A 15,961-nucleotide genomic window follows, 5' to 3' on the forward strand; every position below is an offset into this window, starting at 1 on the left:
AACAACACACATCGGAGGCTGTTATGCCACTGCATAATTTAACCCGTTTTCCACGGCTGGAGTTTATCGGCGCGCCAACGCCGCTCGAATATCTGCCGCGCTTTTCTGATTATCTAGGACGGGAAATTTTCATCAAACGGGATGACGTCACCCCCATGGCAATGGGCGGCAATAAATTACGTAAGCTGGAATTTCTCGCGGCAGATGCTCTGCGTGAAGGTGCCGATACGCTGATTACTGCCGGGGCGATCCAGTCTAACCATGTGCGGCAGACTGCCGCAGTCGCTGCCAAACTCGGTCTGCACTGCGTGGCGCTGCTGGAAAATCCTATTGGCACAACCGCAGAAAACTATTTAACCAACGGCAATCGCTTGTTGCTGGATCTGTTCAATACCCAGATTGAAATGTGCGACGCACTGACCGATCCCAATGCCCAACTGGAAGAGCTGGCGACGCGAGTCGAAGCACAAGGCTTTCGCCCGTATGTCATTCCGGTTGGCGGTTCTAATGCTCTTGGCGCGCTAGGTTATGTGGAGAGTGCGCTGGAAATCGCGCAACAGTGTGAAGGGGCGGTTAATATTTCATCGGTGGTAGTCGCATCGGGCAGTGCCGGAACTCACGCCGGACTGGCTGTTGGGCTGGAACACCTGATGCCTGAAAGCGAACTGATTGGCGTGACCGTGTCGCGTTCCGTTGCCGATCAATTGCCGAAAGTGGTTAACCTACAACAGGCGATTGCGAAAGAACTGGAGCTGACCGCATCAGCGGAAATTTTACTCTGGGATGACTATTTTGCACCTGGCTACGGCGTGCCGAACGACGAAGGCATGGAAGCAGTGAAATTGCTGGCGCGGCTGGAAGGCATTCTGCTTGATCCTGTGTATACCGGAAAAGCGATGGCGGGGCTGATTGACGGTATCAGTCAGAAACGCTTCAAAGATGAAGGGCCGATTCTGTTTATTCATACCGGCGGTGCGCCTGCGCTGTTCGCCTATCATCCCCACGTTTAGCTCCGGAAACGCTCATGCAAGAAAGTATACAACTGGTTATTGATTCCTTGCCGTTCCTGCTGAAAGGGGCTGGGTATACGCTGCAACTCAGTATCGGCGGCATGTTTTTTGGCTTACTGCTCGGGTTTATTCTCGCGCTGATGCGTCTGTCGCCAATCTGGCCCGTGCGCTGGCTGGCGCGTTTTTATATCTCTATTTTTCGTGGTACGCCGCTCATCGCACAACTGTTTATGATCTATTACGGCCTGCCGCAGTTTGGTATCGAATTAGATCCCATTCCGTCAGCAATGATTGGTCTGTCGTTGAACACTGCCGCCTATGCTGCCGAAACGCTGCGCGCCGCCATTTCTTCTATTGATAAAGGTCAGTGGGAAGCGGCAGCCAGTATTGGTATGACGCCGTGGCAGACCATGCGTCGCGCGATTTTGCCACAGGCGGCGCGTGTGGCGTTGCCGCCGCTGTCGAACAGCTTTATTAGCCTGGTAAAAGATACGTCGCTGGCCGCGACAATCCAGGTGCCGGAGCTGTTCCGTCAGGCGCAGTTGATTACCTCGCGTACGCTGGAGGTGTTCACCATGTATCTGGCGGCTTCGCTCATCTACTGGATCATGGCGACTGTGTTATCGACGTTGCAGAACCATTTTGAGAATCAACTTAATCGCCAGGAGAGAGAACCAAAATGAGTGCCATTGAAGTTAAGAACCTGGTGAAAAAATTCCACGGTCAGACGGTGCTGCACGGTATCGACCTTGAGGTAAAGCCTGGCGAAGTGGTGGCAATTATCGGTCCGAGTGGTTCCGGCAAAACCACGTTGCTACGCAGCATAAATCTGCTGGAACAACCCGAAGCGGGAACGATCACCGTTGGCGATATCACTATTGATACTGCACGTTCATTAAGTCAGCAAAAATCTCTGATTCGCCAGTTGCGTCAGCACGTCGGGTTTGTCTTCCAGAACTTTAATTTGTTTCCGCATCGTACGGTGCTGGAGAACATTATTGAAGGGCCGGTGATCGTCAAAGGTGAACCGAAAGAAGAGGCCACGGCGCGCGCTCGCGAGCTGCTGGCAAAAGTTGGGCTGGCAGGTAAAGAAACCAGCTATCCACGTCGTTTGTCTGGCGGTCAACAGCAGCGTGTTGCGATTGCGCGTGCGCTGGCAATGCGTCCTGAGGTGATTTTGTTTGACGAGCCAACGTCAGCGCTGGATCCAGAGCTGGTGGGTGAAGTCCTGAACACCATCCGTCAGCTGGCGCAGGAAAAGCGCACGATGGTGATTGTGACGCACGAAATGAGCTTTGCCCGGGATGTTGCGGACCGGGCGATCTTTATGGACCAGGGGCGGATAGTCGAGCAGGGGGCCGCAAAAGCGTTATTTGCCGACCCCGAGCAGCCTCGCACCCGCCAGTTCCTCGAGAAGTTTCTGCTGCAATAATAAGAAAAAATCAGCCCCGACGATTCACCTGTCGGGGCTGGACGCCATTTCAAGCCTGATAAAACTGCTTAACAAATCAGCATAACTCATTAATAACATAAGAGAATGCGATGGCTTGCAAAAGTAATTCATTGCCTGAATAATATAAATTATATATAAATCTTATTTATGTGATAGTTTGAATTATCATTATAAATGATACTCACTCTCAGGGGCGTTGCGGTTTACTATGCAGGATAAGGATTTTTTCAGCTGGCGTCGCACGATGCTGTTGCGTTTTCAGAGGATGGAGACCGCAGAAGAGGTCTACCATGAAATTGAGCTTCAGGCTCAGCAGCTGGAGTACGATTACTATTCGTTATGTGTCCGCCACCCGGTACCATTCACTCGACCTAAAGTGGCTTTTTACACCAATTACCCTGAGGCGTGGGTTAGTTATTATCAGGCAAAAAACTTTCTCGCAATTGATCCGGTGCTGAACCCTGAAAACTTTAGTCAGGGCCATTTAATGTGGAATGATGACTTATTCAGCGAAGCACAGCCGTTATGGGAAGCCGCGCGCGCACATGGTTTACGCCGCGGTGTCACTCAGTATTTAATGCTGCCAAACCGGGCGCTGGGCTTTTTGTCCTTTTCCCGTTGCAGCGCGCGCGAAATACCCATTCTTAGTGATGAACTGCAATTAAAAATGCAGTTACTGGTGCGCGAAAGTCTGATGGCTCTGATGCGTTTAAATGATGAAATAGTGATGACGCCAGAGATGAATTTCAGCAAGCGCGAAAAAGAAATTCTGAGGTGGACGGCGGAAGGGAAAACATCAGCAGAGATAGCGATGATTTTGTCAATCTCTGAGAATACGGTCAATTTCCACCAGAAAAACATGCAGAAAAAAATTAATGCACCAAATAAGACCCAGGTTGCCTGTTACGCGGCCGCTACTGGCTTAATTTGATCTCTTTTCTGTCCTGCGTGCCAGATGCAAAAACCGGCTGAAAGGCACGCTATCAGCCGGTTTTATATTACTGACGGTAGGCTTGTTTAATTTGCTTAACCGTTTTGGAAAATACTGCAGCCTGGGTTTCGTCTTCGATCAGCGCAAGCTGTTTTTCCATCTTTAACATCACGCGGCCCGCGTCAGCTTGTCCCATCGCCTGCAGCATCAGCGTCAGCATCGCTTTCAGGCAGGAGACTTCATTTGCCAGTTCTTGATTATTCTCGGCAGTAGAAAAATCAGGCGTACTCATTTATTTTCCTCGTCATGTTGCAATGAAAATTTGCGGTGAAAAATGTTAAGGCGGCGGAGTATACCATAAGCTTTGCTAAAAATAGCAGTGGTTGTTTTTTGAGCGTGATATCGGCAGTGCTATAAAATACGTTAATATAATGACCAATAAATATTTTTATCATGAATGTTTTTTGCCCGTATTGTTCGGGTTAATTAATGTTACATATTCAGCGGGCTGATTTTCATTTTTGCTGAATAAAGTCAATTTTTGTCACATTTCATCGTAGGGCTTACTGTGAAACGATCCGGTAAGCCGTTGGTGACGGGCGTGACCATAACTGTGGACAATCGAATTGACAAAAACGAGAGAAAAATCGAATACCCACCATTTTTAACGTTTCAAAGTTGCAATAAAAACCGCTAATATACGAATGACTAACTATCAGTAGCGTTATCCCTATTTCTGGAGATATTCCTTTGATCAACGTTCTACTTGTTGATGACCACGAACTGGTGCGCGCAGGGATACGACGCATTCTGGAAGATATAAAGGGTATAAAAGTCGTCGGTGAGGCATCGTGCGGTGAAGACGCCGTTAAGTGGTGCCGGACAAATGCCGTTGACGTGGTGCTAATGGACATGAGTATGCCGGGCATTGGCGGTCTTGAGGCGACGCGTAAAATCGCGCGTTCCACAGCTGATGTCAAAATCATCATGCTTACCGTCCATACAGAAAACCCTTTACCAGCGAAAGTCATGCAGGCCGGTGCTGCGGGCTACCTCAGCAAAGGCGCGGCTCCGCAGGAAGTCGTGAGTGCGATTCGTTCTGTCTATTCAGGGCAGCGTTACATTGCTTCTGACATCGCTCAACAAATGGCGTTAAGCCAGATCGAACCAGAAAAAACAGAAAGCCCATTTGCCAGTTTGTCTGAACGTGAATTGCAGATTATGCTGATGATCACCAAGGGCCAGAAGGTCAATGAGATCTCAGAACAGCTCAATCTCAGTCCGAAAACGGTGAACAGCTACCGCTATCGTATGTTCAGTAAACTAAACATTCATGGCGATGTTGAGCTGACTCACCTGGCAATTCGCCATGGTCTGTGTAATGCGGAGACATTATCAAGTCAGTGAGTGATCAGTTTGACGCAAAAGCGTTTTTAAAAACCGTAACCAGCCAGCCAGGCGTTTATCGCATGTACGATGCTGGTGGTACGGTTATCTATGTCGGCAAAGCGAAAGACCTGAAAAAACGGCTTTCCAGCTATTTCCGTAGCAACCTCGCTTCGCGCAAAACCGAAGCGCTGGTCGCCCAGATCCAGCAAATTGATGTAACGGTTACTCACACAGAAACCGAAGCGCTGTTGCTGGAACACAACTACATCAAACTCTATCAGCCGCGTTACAACGTTTTGCTACGCGATGATAAATCATATCCTTTTATCTTCCTGAGTGGTGATACCCACCCGCGTCTGGCGATGCATCGTGGTGCGAAGCATGCCAAAGGTGAATATTTCGGCCCGTTCCCGAATGGCTATGCCGTACGTGAAACACTGGCGCTACTGCAAAAGATTTTCCCCATTCGCCAGTGCGAAAATAGTGTTTATCGCAATCGCTCGCGTCCGTGTCTGCAATACCAGATAGGGCGCTGTCTGGGACCGTGCGTTGAAGGACTGGTGAGTGAAGAAGAATACGCTCAGCAGGTCGAGTATGTGCGCCTGTTTTTGTCTGGCAAAGATGATCAGGTGCTTACGCAACTCATTAGTCGTATGGAAACTGCCAGCCAGAATCTGGAGTTTGAAGAAGCTGCACGTATTCGCGACCAAATTCAGGCGGTGCGACGCGTCACCGAAAAACAATTCGTTTCCAATACCGGCGACGACCTCGACGTTATTGGTGTGGCGTTCGATGCGGGCATGGCTTGTGTCCACGTATTGTTCATTCGTCAGGGCAAAGTGCTCGGCAGCCGCAGCTATTTCCCGAAAGTGCCTGGCGGTACGGAACTGAGCGAGGTGGTAGAAACCTTCGTAGGCCAGTTCTATTTACAAGGCAGCCAGATGCGCACCTTACCGGGTGAGATCCTGCTCGATTTTAATCTTAGCGATAAAACGCTGCTCGCCGATTCCCTTTCAGAACTGGCGGGACGCAAGATTAATGTTCAAACCAAACCTCGCGGCGATAGGGCGCGTTATCTGAAACTCGCGCGCACCAATGCGGCGACGGCCTTAACCAGCAAACTTTCGCAGCAATCTACCGTTCACCAGCGACTGACCGCGCTTGCCAGCGTGTTGAAATTGCCGGAAGTGAAGCGGATGGAGTGCTTTGACATCAGCCATACCATGGGCGAACAAACCGTCGCTTCCTGTGTGGTGTTTGATGCTAACGGCCCGCTGCGTGCGGAGTATCGGCGCTATAACATTACAGGCATCACGCCGGGCGATGATTATGCGGCGATGAATCAGGTGCTGCGTCGGCGTTATGGTAAAGCCATTGACGACAGTAAGATCCCGGATGTGATCCTTATCGACGGCGGCAAAGGCCAGCTTGCGCAGGCGAAAAATGTCTTCGCCGAACTGGATGTCTCATGGGATAAAAATCATCCGCTGCTACTTGGCGTTGCCAAAGGAGCAGATCGTAAGGCTGGACTGGAAACGCTGTTCTTTGAGCCGGAAGGTGAGGGATTTAGTTTGCCGCCAGATTCACCCGCGCTGCATGTTATCCAGCATATTCGCGATGAATCACATGATCACGCGATTGGCGGGCACCGTAAAAAACGGGCGAAGGTCAAAAATACCAGTTCCCTGGAAACCATTGAAGGCGTCGGGCCAAAACGTCGGCAAATGTTGTTGAAATATATGGGCGGTTTGCAAGGTTTACGTAACGCCAGCGTCGAGGAAATTGCAAAAGTGCCGGGTATTTCGCAAGGTCTGGCAGAAAAGATCTTCTGGTCGTTGAAACATTGATGTCTCTGTAGCAACATAGGGGTAATCTTACTGACAACAGATAGTTACCCGTCATTATGCAATTTAATATCCCTACGTTGCTTACACTGTTCCGTGTCATCCTTATCCCATTCTTTGTATTGGTCTTTTATCTGCCTGTCACCTGGTCGCCGTTTGCCGCCGCGCTCATTTTCTGCGTCGCGGCGGTGACTGACTGGTTCGATGGTTTTCTGGCACGCCGCTGGAACCAGAGTACCCGGTTTGGTGCTTTCCTTGACCCTGTGGCAGATAAAGTTCTCGTGGCTATCGCCATGGTGCTGGTAACCGAGCATTATCACAGCTGGTGGGTGACATTACCGGCGGCAACGATGATCGCCCGTGAAATTATTATTTCTGCGCTACGCGAATGGATGGCGGAGTTGGGTAAACGCAGTAGCGTGGCCGTCTCCTGGATTGGGAAAGTGAAAACCACTGCCCAGATGGTGGCGTTGGCATGGCTGCTGTGGCGTCCGAACATTTGGGTTGAGTACGCCGGTATTGCACTTTTCTTTGTGGCTGCGGTACTGACTCTGTGGTCAATGTTGCAATATTTGAGCGCTGCGCGTGCAGATTTGCTTGATCAGTGATCGTTTCGGCGTAATTTTCAGCAAACGATCAAAAGTGGTGAAAAATATCGTTGACTCATCGCGCCAGGTAAGTAGAATGCAACGCATCGAACGGCGGCACTGATTGCCAGACGATAATAAAATCAAGTGATTAACTGATTGCTTGATGAATGCGGGAATAGCTCAGTTGGTAGAGCACGACCTTGCCAAGGTCGGGGTCGCGAGTTCGAGTCTCGTTTCCCGCTCCAGTTTAAAAGACATCGGCGTCAAGCGGATGTCTGGCTGAAAGGCCTGAAGAATTTGGCGCGTTAACAAAGCGGTTATGTAGCGGATTGCAAATCCGTCTAGTCCGGTTCGACTCCGGAACGCGCCTCCACTTTCTTCCCGAGCCCGGATGGTGGAATCGGTAGACACAAGGGATTTAAAATCCCTCGGCGTTCGCGCTGTGCGGGTTCAAGTCCCGCTCCGGGTACCATGGGAAAGATAAGAATAAAATCAAAGCAATAAGCAGTGTCGTGAAACCACCTTCGGGTGGTTTTTTTGTGCCTGCAACTTGTCGTTACACCCTCCTTAATTTTTAATCACCAGCAAAGCCACTCAAAAAGTATCTCTGATACGGACCGGCATGTAAGATAGGTGCTGGCGAGTTGAGATCCACAAGGAAAAGCGTATGAAAACGGGACCGTTAAACGAAAGTGAGTTGGAATGGCTGGACGATATTCTGACCAAATACAACACTGACCACGCCATCCTTGATGTGGCGGAGCTGGACGGTTTATTGACGGCGGTGTTGAGTTCTCCGCAAGAGATTGAACCGGAACAGTGGCTGGTTGCCGTGTGGGGTGGGGCTGACTATGTGCCGCGCTGGGCGTCAGAGAAAGAGATGACGCGCTTTATGAATCTGGCTTTTCAACATATGGCCGATACCGCAGAGCGTCTGAACGAATTCCCGGAGCAGTTTGAGCCGTTATTCGGCTTGCGAGAAGTTGATGGCAGCGAGCTGACGATTGTTGAGGAGTGGTGCTTTGGCTATATGCGGGGCGTGGCACTTTCTGACTGGTCAACGTTGCCCGATTCGTTAAAACCAGCGCTGGAGGCGATTGCGCTGCACGGTACTGAGGAAAACTTCGAGCGGGTAGAAAAGATGTCGCCAGAAGCGTTTGAAGAGAGCGTAGATGCCATTCGACTGGCGGCGCTTGATCTACATGCGTACTGGATGGCGCATCCGCAGGAAAAAGCTGTTCAGCAACCGATCAAAGCAGAAGAGAAACCGGGGCGTAACGATCCTTGCCCGTGCGGTAGTGGTAAGAAATTTAAGCAGTGCTGCCTGCATTAAGAGGCCAAATTGGGTGTCAGCGTTAATTCTGGCACCCAATAAGGAATTTGAGGCTATCTGATCACCCCACTTCTGGTAACAACCCTGCCGCAATCAAAAATTGCACGCCAATCACAGCAATACCACAGAGAAACACCACCACCAGCGCCGGACGACCACCTTTGACCCGGTAACCCGCCTGAGGATTGTGCTTTCTGCTTTGCCAGGTCAACAGCGAAGGGATAATCAATGCCAGTACCGCCAGCGCCACACCGGCGTAACCCAGCGCCATCACAAATCCTCGTGGATAAAACAGTGCAAACGCCAACGGCGGCAGAAACGTAATTGCACCAGTTTGCAACCGTCCACCAACGGTATTTGAACGCTGAAATAAATCAGCCAGATAATCAAATAAGCCTAACGCAACGCCGAGAAATGACGTGGCGAGGGCTAAATCAGCAAATAAATGCACTGCCAGCTCAACATGCGGAGAGGCCACCATTTCGCGTAACGCCTGTAACAGCCCGTTTAATCCAGCATGATTAGCCAGCAATCCCATAAAGGTTGTTGAATCAATGCTGCCAAGCGTCGCCACCTGCCAGAAAATATATGCCACCAGGGGGATCGCACTACCGATTATAAACACCCAGCGTAGCTTACGAATGTTGCCATCCATATAGCTGACAATACTCGGCACGCTACCGTGAAAACCAAACGACGTAAAAATCACCGGGATTGCAGACAGAGCCAGCCCCTGTTGCAACGGCAGGGTTAAAAGATTCACTTTGTGAATATGCGGCAGCAGTAGTACCAGCATTACCACCAGAAAAATAATCTTGGCGCTGAACAGAAAACGGTTAAATAAATCGACCAGTGAAGTTCCGACACAAACCACGCCACCGGCAACAAAAGTGAACAACAGCACGCCAGCGGTTGCCGACATAGAAATACCTGTCCAGTCGCTGATGCTGGAGGCCAACAATTCACCGGCACCGCTGATGTATGCCGCAGTCAGAGCATACATTAAGAACATCATACTGAAGCCCGTCAGCCATTGACCGTAGCGTCCCAGATAGCGTTTTGCCAGCGTGCCCAGACCGGTATCTGCCGGAACATGCTGGTACACCTCCAGCAGTAATAGCGCCGTGTAGCACATCAACGCCCAAAGCCCAATCAACAAGATTAACATAACGCTAAAACCAACACCGGCCGCAGCCAGCGGCATTGCCAGCATGCCTGCGCCAATTGTGGTTCCCGCCACGATAAAAACACTTCCCAGGGTTCTGTTTTTCACGCTTTCTTCTGTCCTGACGATCTTTATGAGTGATATCTGCGGCGCAGGTTAAGGCATAACGGCTGCTTCGTCAAACCGACGTTACATATGGTGTAAATATAAATGTACAATAAAAAGCATTCAGTCCTGCGCTGGCGCAAAGTCTTCATAAGCGGCAATCGCTACGCTAGGCTTTTTTTGAGGAGGGACGATGGACTCTATTCACGGTCATGAAGTGTTAAATATGATGATTGAATCAGGCGAGCAATATACGCATGCCAGTCTGGAAGCTGCGATTAAAGCGCGTTTTGGTGAACAGGCACGTTTTCACACCTGCTCGGCAGAAGGGATGACAGCGGGAGAGCTGGTAGCGTTTCTGGCAGCAAAAGGCAAATTTATACCTTCGAAAGACGGTTTTTCGACCGATCAGAGTAAGATTTGCCGTCACTGATTTGAAACGGCGGCAGTAAACCTGCCGCCGGAGAGCATTAGTTTTGTGTGTCGAGGGTAGAGAGTTCTTTGTCGATAAAATACAGACCTTCGCCGCTTTTGCCTGCCAGGCTTAATTTATCAATAATCGATTTGAACAGTTTCTCTTCTTCATGCTGCTCAGAAACATACCATTGCAGGAAATTAAATGTTGGGTAGTCCTGATTGGTCATTGCAGCATGAGCCAGTTCGTTAATTTTCTGGGTGATTAATTGTTCGTGTTTATAGGTTTCCTGGAATAATTCATCAAGTGAGGAATATTCAGCAAACGGAGATTCAACGGTATTAATACGCGGTAAATTGCCGGTATCAGTCAGGTAATCAAACAGACGCTGCATATGCGTCATCTCTTCCTGGGCGTGACGGCGCAGGAACGCGGCAGCACCTTCGAAGGTATGATAGCTGCACCAGGCGCTCATTTGCTGATAAAGCAGTGAAGAGTACAGTTCCAGGTTCATCTGCTCATTAAGTTTTTCAATCATTTCTGGTTTCAGCATGATAGTGCTCCACAAAGGTTATATTTGTTGCTGTGGCGTCACTATAATTTGTTATTTTATTATTTGCAAAAGGTAAAATATAAACTTCAATTATTAAAAATACGAATGGGAATAAAACGCATTACCGCTATTTCTTTAATCAGCGAAGATCCCCTCGCTGATTAAAATATTTAGAGAAAGACAGGGAAGGCGGAATGATGGCACTGATATGACAAAGTGAATTCCGTATTCAAACATAAGGAACCCGCAAAAAGGCTACAGTTGCCTACTGGCTGACCAAAGGGGACCGCGTGGGTATAGCCTTCCTGCTGGCATGCGCGATCGGCGATCCCGCGACTGACATAACGATCGGTATGGGCATGCTGCAAAAAAGCCTGGTCATAAACTAACCGTACAATACCTGTTGCCGCGTCAACTTCGCTCACATGGGCTTGGCGAGTAACCGTACACCCCGCCAGCGTTATTAATGAAAGAGTCAGAATCAGAAGTCTCATGGTCCAGCCAGAAGAGTAAGAGAAAGCACTATTTTACGCGTTACAGTGCTGCGACAATGGCCGGAAAAGACGCCTGGCAGGCGCTATTTCTTGCCATCTGTAGGTGTCAGAAATAGGGGGGCTGTTTTTTGATTATCATTTTTATAACATTAAAGGGGTATTTATGTGATTTGTATCACATAAAGATTGATTTTTGTGATGGTTGTCATATTATAAGCGCAAAGACAATAACACCTGTATAACAAATGGTCGGAGTGCCGCGATGAAACTGCGCAAAATCCTGAAAAGTATGTTCAATAACTATTGCAAGACGTTCAAAGACGTACCGCCAGGCAATATGTTCCGATAACAAAAAACCTGCTCCGGCAGGTTTTTTTGTGTCCTGATGACGGTGGATGTGACTATCGCTGAAGATGTGAAGTCGCTACTATAACGGCTTTCAAAATGCTATCAGGAGTTTACGATGTCCCAGCCGCTGAATGCCGATCAGGAATTGGTTTCTGATGTGGTTGCTTGCCAGTTGGTTATCAAACAAATTCTGGATGTTCTCGATGTAATCGCGCCCGTTGAAGTTCGTGAAAAAATGTCCAGTCAGCTGAAGAATATCGACTTTACTAACCATCCCGCCGCCGCAGACCCGGTCACCATGCGGGCAATCCAAAAAGCCATCGCGCTTATTGAACTCAAGTTTACCCCACAGGGTGAATCCCATTAAAAAAACCGCTGCTTCAAACAGATGAGGCAGCGGTTTCTCAAAACCTTCATCGGCGCAATGCATTAGCGCCGATGATGATCAATGCAGCTGGTGTGACACGACATTCAGAACATGTTGGTCGGTCTGCACAGGGCACATACCCGCAAGTTTCGCACTGCGCACTTCATCAAGAATGGTTTGCAGCAACAGACCATCATGCTGCTGTTCTTTTTCCAGATCGCGCAGGAAATTGACGGTTGAATCATCATTCAGTTCTTTCGCTTCATCGGCTAACTGTGCCAACGTACTAGAACGTTGCTCGTATTCTTCCATCGTTTTTTGGAACAGTTCTTCCAGAGAGTTCAGTTTTTCACCGGGAACATCAATGGCTTTAACGATGGGGGTAGCGCCGACACTCTTCATAAAGTTAAACATGCGCATCATTTGGGTCACATTACTCTGTGCCTGGGCGCGAAGGAAAGTGGCGGTGCCGTTCAGACTCTGTTCAGAACACCAGTTACTCAGGTGAAGGTAGAGATTGGATGCGTAAAACTCGCGGTTCATTTGAGAGTTGAGTTTGAGAAGCATTCCAGCGGTTGCCATACCTAATATCCTTATATCCAGAAGTGGAGAGGTGCAAGATAAATCAAAACACCATAATTACTGTTTGCAGAATAATTCCTTTCTGCCGGTCCGAAATGTGATCGTGGAGTCAATTCTGACGATGATCTGAAATAAGAATAACGTCTGAACGGGTATAAGAAAATGCTTAAATCATCAAGTTTATATATTTTTACATTTCATTGATGAAATCAATGTAACTGCAATGAATTTTAATGATAGTGCTTTTTGTATCTTGTTGATATTAATCAATGAATTTGAATTCATGATGAAGTGATGATTTTATAAAACGTTTTTTCATTTTTGCGAGATGGCTCTCATTATACGTGTTCTGTTAATTAATGAGCACAGTGATAATTAATGACGAAATGAATGACGTGCATTTTCCACATCTTTGAGTTGCGGTTATTACACCATTTCAAAAACTCAACGCCAGGTAATGCGGCCTATTGACTGGTTAAAAAGAAGACATCCCGCATGGGTACCAAAGACAACAAGGATTTCCAGGCTAATCTTATGGATTAATCTGCTGTGCATTCGACAATTTGTCTGACAAATTGGCTTTCCCTTATGTCTTTTCCCGCTAAATTTATGCACGTTCTCACTGTAATTCTGCGATGTGATATTGCTCTCCTATGGAGAATTAATTTCTCGCTAAAACTATGTCAACACAGTCACTTATCTTTTAGTTAAAAGGTAATGCTTTGTTTTCCGATTAATTTAACGAATGTCATTCGTTTTTGCCCTACACAAAACGACACTAAAGCTGGAGAGAACCATGCACAAATTTACTAAAGCCCTGGCAGCCATTGGTCTGGCAGCCGTTATGTCACAATCCGCTATGGCGGAGAACCTGAAGCTCGGTTTTCTGGTGAAGCAACCGGAAGAGCCGTGGTTCCAGACCGAATGGAAGTTTGCCGATAAAGCCGGGAAGGATTTAGGGTTTGAGGTTATTAAGATTGCCGTGCCGGATGGCGAAAAAACATTGAACGCGATCGACAGCCTGGCTGCCAGTGGCGCAAAAGGTTTCGTTATTTGTACTCCGGACCCCAAACTCGGCTCTGCCATCGTCGCGAAAGCGCGTGGCTACGATATGAAAGTCATTGCCGTGGATGACCAGTTTGTTAACGCCAAAGGTAAGCCAATGGATACCGTTCCGCTGGTGATGATGGCGGCGACTAAAATTGGCGAACGTCAGGGCCAGGAACTGTATAAAGAGATGCAGAAACGTGGCTGGGATGTCAAAGAAAGCGCGGTGATGGCGATTACCGCCAACGAACTGGATACCGCCCGCCGCCGTACTACGGGATCTATGGATGCGCTGAAAGCGGCCGGATTCCCGGAAAAACAAATTTATCAGGTACCTACCAAATCTAACGACATCCCGGGGGCATTTGACGCTGCCAACTCAATGCTGGTTCAACATCCGGAAGTTAAACATTGGCTGATCGTCGGTATGAACGACAGCACCGTGCTGGGCGGCGTACGCGCGACGGAAGGTCAGGGCTTTAAAGCGGCCGATATCATCGGCATTGGCATTAACGGTGTGGATGCGGTGAGCGAACTGTCTAAAGCACAGGCAACCGGCTTCTACGGTTCCCTGCTGCCAAGCCCGGACGTACATGGCTATAAATCCAGCGAAATGCTTTACAACTGGGTAGCAAAAGACGTTGAACCGCCAAAATTTACCGAAGTTACCGACGTGGTACTGATCACGCGTGACAACTTTAAAGAAGAACTGGAGAAAAAAGGTTTAGGCGGTAAGTAATTTGCCGGAAAAATTCCCCTCTGCATGATGCAGAGGGGGTGTGAACGACCAGTGATTCACGGAGACGTTATGCAACAGTCTACCCCGTATCTCTCATTTCGCGGCATCGGTAAAACGTTTCCCGGCGTTAAGGCGCTGACGGATATTAGTTTTGACTGCTATGCCGGTCAGGTTCATGCGTTGATGGGTGAAAATGGCGCAGGAAAATCAACTCTCTTAAAAATCCTCAGCGGCAACTATGCGCCAACCACGGGTTCTGTAGTGATTAATGGGCAGGAAATGTCCTTTTCCGACACGACCGCAGCACTTAACGCGGGCGTGGCGATTATTTACCAGGAACTGCATCTCGTGCCGGAAATGACCGTCGCGGAAAACATCTATCTCGGCCAGCTGCCGCATAAAGGCGGCATTGTGAATCGCTCATTGCTGAATTATGAGGCGGGTTTACAACTTAAACATCTTGGTATGGATATTGACCCGGACACGCCGCTGAAATATCTCTCCATTGGTCAGTGGCAGATGGTTGAAATCGCCAAAGCGCTGGCGCGTAACGCCAAAATTATCGCCTTTGATGAGCCAACCAGCTCCCTCTCTGCCCGTGAAATCGACAATCTTTTCCGCGTTATTCGTGAACTGCGAAAAGAGGGGCGGGTAATCTTATACGTTTCTCACCGTATGGAAGAAATATTTGCCCTCAGCGATGCCATTACTGTCTTTAAAGATGGACGTTATGTCAAAACCTTTACCGATATGCAGCAGGTTGACCACGACGCGCTGGTGCAGGCGATGGTCGGGCGCGACATTGGCGATATCTACGGCTGGCAACCGCGTAGTTATGGCGAGGAGCGCCTACGTCTTGATGCTGTGAAAGCACCAGGCGTGCGTACGCCAATAAGTCTGGCGGTTCGCAGTGGTGAAATTGTTGGGCTGTTTGGTCTGGTAGGGGCGGGGCGTAGCGAATTAATGAAAGGCATGTTTGGCGGGACGCAAATCACCGCCGGTCAGGTTTATATCGACCAACAGCCGATCGATATTCGTAAACCGAGCCACGCCATTGCCGCAGGCATGATGCTCTGCCCGGAAGATCGCAAAGCGGAAGGCATTATTCCCGTGCACTCCGTTCGCGACAATATCAACATCAGTGCCAGACGTAAACATGTGCTCGGCGGTTGTGTAATCAACAACGGTTGGGAAGAAAACAATGCCGATCACCACATTCGTTCGCTCAACATCAAAACGCCGGGCGCGGAGCAACTGATCATGAATCTCTCAGGCGGAAATCAGCAAAAAGCCATTCTGGGCCGCTGGTTATCGGAAGAGATGAAGGTCATTTTGCTGGATGAACCTACGCGCGGCATTGATGTTGGCGCTAAGCACGAAATATATAACGTAATTTATGCGCTGGCGGCGCAGGGCGTGGCGGTGCTGTTTGCCTCCAGCGACTTACCTGAAGTCCTCGGCGTTGCCGACCGGATTGTGGTGATGCGGGAAGGTGAAATCGCCGGTGAATTGTTACACGAGCAGGCAGATGAGCGTCAGGCACTGAGCCTTGCGATGCCTAAAGTCAGCCAGGCTGTTGCCTGAGTAAGGAGAGTA

General features: G+C 48.9%; 19 protein-coding genes, 3 tRNA genes and 1 pseudogene. 16 read left to right on the forward strand and 7 right to left on the reverse strand.

What is annotated here, in order from left to right:
* Positions 1-23: 23 nt before the first annotated feature.
* From dcyD to sdiA, 4 genes are all read left to right on the forward strand, one after another.
* Entirely contained in the window at positions 24-1,010 is a 987-nt protein-coding gene (gene dcyD / locus KXD89_RS08960) for a D-cysteine desulfhydrase (RefSeq protein ID WP_001128215.1), read from the forward strand.
* A 14-nt stretch (positions 1,011-1,024) separates the two neighbouring features.
* Positions 1,025-1,693 (forward strand): cystine ABC transporter permease, encoded by a 669-nt coding sequence (gene tcyL, locus KXD89_RS08965; protein WP_001158220.1) that lies wholly within the window; start codon positions 1,025-1,027, stop codon positions 1,691-1,693.
* Positions 1,690-2,442 (forward strand): L-cystine ABC transporter ATP-binding protein TcyN, encoded by a 753-nt coding sequence (gene tcyN / locus KXD89_RS08970; protein WP_001272991.1) that lies wholly within the window; start codon positions 1,690-1,692, stop codon positions 2,440-2,442. Before tcyL ends, tcyN begins: the two co-directional genes overlap by 4 nt.
* 229 nt (positions 2,443-2,671) lie before the next feature.
* Complete coding sequence (gene sdiA, locus KXD89_RS08975) at positions 2,672-3,394, forward strand: transcriptional regulator SdiA (protein ID WP_001152715.1); 723 nt, start codon at positions 2,672-2,674, stop codon at positions 3,392-3,394.
* Between the two features lie 67 nt (positions 3,395-3,461).
* Here the strand turns inward: sdiA and yecF are convergent, their stop codons facing one another.
* The 3 genes and pseudogenes from yecF to KXD89_RS22430 all read right to left on the reverse strand — a co-directional run.
* The gene (yecF, locus tag KXD89_RS08980) at positions 3,462-3,686 is read right to left on the reverse strand and encodes a DUF2594 family protein YecF (RefSeq protein WP_000106474.1); all 225 of its coding nucleotides are present in this window, start codon (positions 3,684-3,686) and stop codon (positions 3,462-3,464) included.
* Positions 3,673-3,849, reverse strand: a complete 177-nt coding sequence (gene yecU, locus KXD89_RS08985) for a protein YecU (protein WP_000590347.1) — start codon at positions 3,847-3,849, stop codon at positions 3,673-3,675. Before yecU ends, yecF begins: the two co-directional genes overlap by 14 nt.
* Before the next feature lie 82 nt (positions 3,850-3,931).
* A pseudogene (locus KXD89_RS22430) lies at positions 3,932-4,003 on the reverse strand (transcriptional regulator); the annotation flags it as partial.
* A 141-nt stretch (positions 4,004-4,144) separates the two neighbouring features.
* Between KXD89_RS22430 and uvrY the strand changes: the two are divergent.
* The 7 genes from uvrY to yecA all read left to right on the forward strand — a co-directional run bounded on the left by uvrY (position 4,145) and on the right by yecA (position 8,550).
* Complete coding sequence (uvrY, locus tag KXD89_RS08990; protein ID WP_000611335.1) at positions 4,145-4,801, forward strand: UvrY/SirA/GacA family response regulator transcription factor; 657 nt, start codon at positions 4,145-4,147, stop codon at positions 4,799-4,801.
* Positions 4,798-6,630 carry an excinuclease ABC subunit UvrC gene (uvrC, locus tag KXD89_RS08995; protein WP_001283421.1) on the forward strand — a complete coding sequence of 611 codons (1,833 nt, stop codon included), beginning with the start codon at positions 4,798-4,800 and terminating at the stop codon, positions 6,628-6,630. The genes uvrY and uvrC overlap by 4 nt, the downstream gene beginning before the upstream one ends.
* 56 nt (positions 6,631-6,686) lie before the next feature.
* Positions 6,687-7,235: a CDP-diacylglycerol--glycerol-3-phosphate 3-phosphatidyltransferase gene (gene pgsA / locus KXD89_RS09000; protein WP_001160187.1), complete on the forward strand. Its 549-nt coding sequence runs from the start codon at positions 6,687-6,689 to the stop codon at positions 7,233-7,235.
* 151 nt (positions 7,236-7,386) lie between these two features.
* A tRNA-Gly gene (locus tag KXD89_RS09005) sits at positions 7,387-7,462 on the forward strand.
* A gap of 54 nt (positions 7,463-7,516) precedes the next feature.
* Positions 7,517-7,590: transfer RNA gene (locus tag KXD89_RS09010), tRNA-Cys, on the forward strand.
* Positions 7,591-7,602: 12 nt separating this feature from the next.
* Positions 7,603-7,689: transfer RNA gene (locus tag KXD89_RS09015), tRNA-Leu, on the forward strand.
* A gap of 195 nt (positions 7,690-7,884) precedes the next feature.
* Positions 7,885-8,550 (forward strand): UPF0149 family protein YecA, encoded by a 666-nt coding sequence (yecA, locus tag KXD89_RS09020; RefSeq protein WP_000847902.1) that lies wholly within the window; start codon positions 7,885-7,887, stop codon positions 8,548-8,550.
* A 61-nt stretch (positions 8,551-8,611) separates the two neighbouring features.
* Here yecA and tyrP read toward each other — a convergent pair whose 3' ends face one another.
* Entirely contained in the window at positions 8,612-9,823 is a 1,212-nt protein-coding gene (gene tyrP, locus KXD89_RS09025) for a tyrosine transporter TyrP (protein ID WP_072647318.1), read from the reverse strand.
* A 190-nt stretch (positions 9,824-10,013) separates the two neighbouring features.
* On the opposite strand from tyrP, the gene KXD89_RS09030 reads away from it, so the two are divergent.
* Positions 10,014-10,253, forward strand: a complete 240-nt coding sequence (locus tag KXD89_RS09030) for a YecH family metal-binding protein (protein WP_000377225.1) — start codon at positions 10,014-10,016, stop codon at positions 10,251-10,253.
* 37 nt (positions 10,254-10,290) lie between these two features.
* On the opposite strand, the gene ftnA is transcribed toward KXD89_RS09030, so the two are convergent.
* A complete protein-coding gene (gene ftnA / locus KXD89_RS09035) occupies positions 10,291-10,788 on the reverse strand; it encodes a non-heme ferritin (protein WP_000917208.1) in 498 nt (165 codons plus the stop codon).
* 170 nt (positions 10,789-10,958) lie between these two features.
* The gene (locus KXD89_RS09040; protein WP_001237869.1) at positions 10,959-11,282 is read right to left on the reverse strand and encodes a YecR-like lipofamily protein; all 324 of its coding nucleotides are present in this window, start codon (positions 11,280-11,282) and stop codon (positions 10,959-10,961) included.
* Positions 11,283-11,544: 262 nt separating this feature from the next.
* Here KXD89_RS09040 and azuC point away from each other — a divergent pair, with 262 nt between their 5' ends.
* Positions 11,545-11,631 (forward strand): stress response protein AzuC, encoded by an 87-nt coding sequence (gene azuC / locus KXD89_RS09045; RefSeq protein ID WP_010723106.1) that lies wholly within the window; start codon positions 11,545-11,547, stop codon positions 11,629-11,631.
* Positions 11,632-11,745: 114 nt separating this feature from the next.
* Entirely contained in the window at positions 11,746-11,997 is a 252-nt protein-coding gene (gene yecJ / locus KXD89_RS09050; protein ID WP_000082127.1) for a DUF2766 family protein YecJ, read from the forward strand.
* Between the two features lie 78 nt (positions 11,998-12,075).
* On the opposite strand, the gene KXD89_RS09055 is transcribed toward yecJ, so the two are convergent.
* Positions 12,076-12,579, reverse strand: a complete 504-nt coding sequence (locus KXD89_RS09055; RefSeq protein WP_000179469.1) for a non-heme ferritin-like protein — start codon at positions 12,577-12,579, stop codon at positions 12,076-12,078.
* 796 nt (positions 12,580-13,375) lie between these two features.
* Between KXD89_RS09055 and araF the strand changes: the two genes are divergently transcribed.
* Complete coding sequence (gene araF, locus KXD89_RS09060; RefSeq protein WP_000548675.1) at positions 13,376-14,365, forward strand: arabinose ABC transporter substrate-binding protein AraF; 990 nt, start codon at positions 13,376-13,378, stop codon at positions 14,363-14,365.
* 69 nt (positions 14,366-14,434) lie between these two features.
* Entirely contained in the window at positions 14,435-15,949 is a 1,515-nt protein-coding gene (gene araG / locus KXD89_RS09065) for an arabinose ABC transporter ATP-binding protein AraG (RefSeq protein WP_001187819.1), read from the forward strand.
* Positions 15,950-15,961 lie beyond the last annotated feature (12 nt).

The organism is Escherichia sp. TC-EC600-tetX4, from assembly GCF_019356055.1.
In the GTDB taxonomy this organism is placed as follows: Bacteria; Pseudomonadota; Gammaproteobacteria; order Enterobacterales; family Enterobacteriaceae.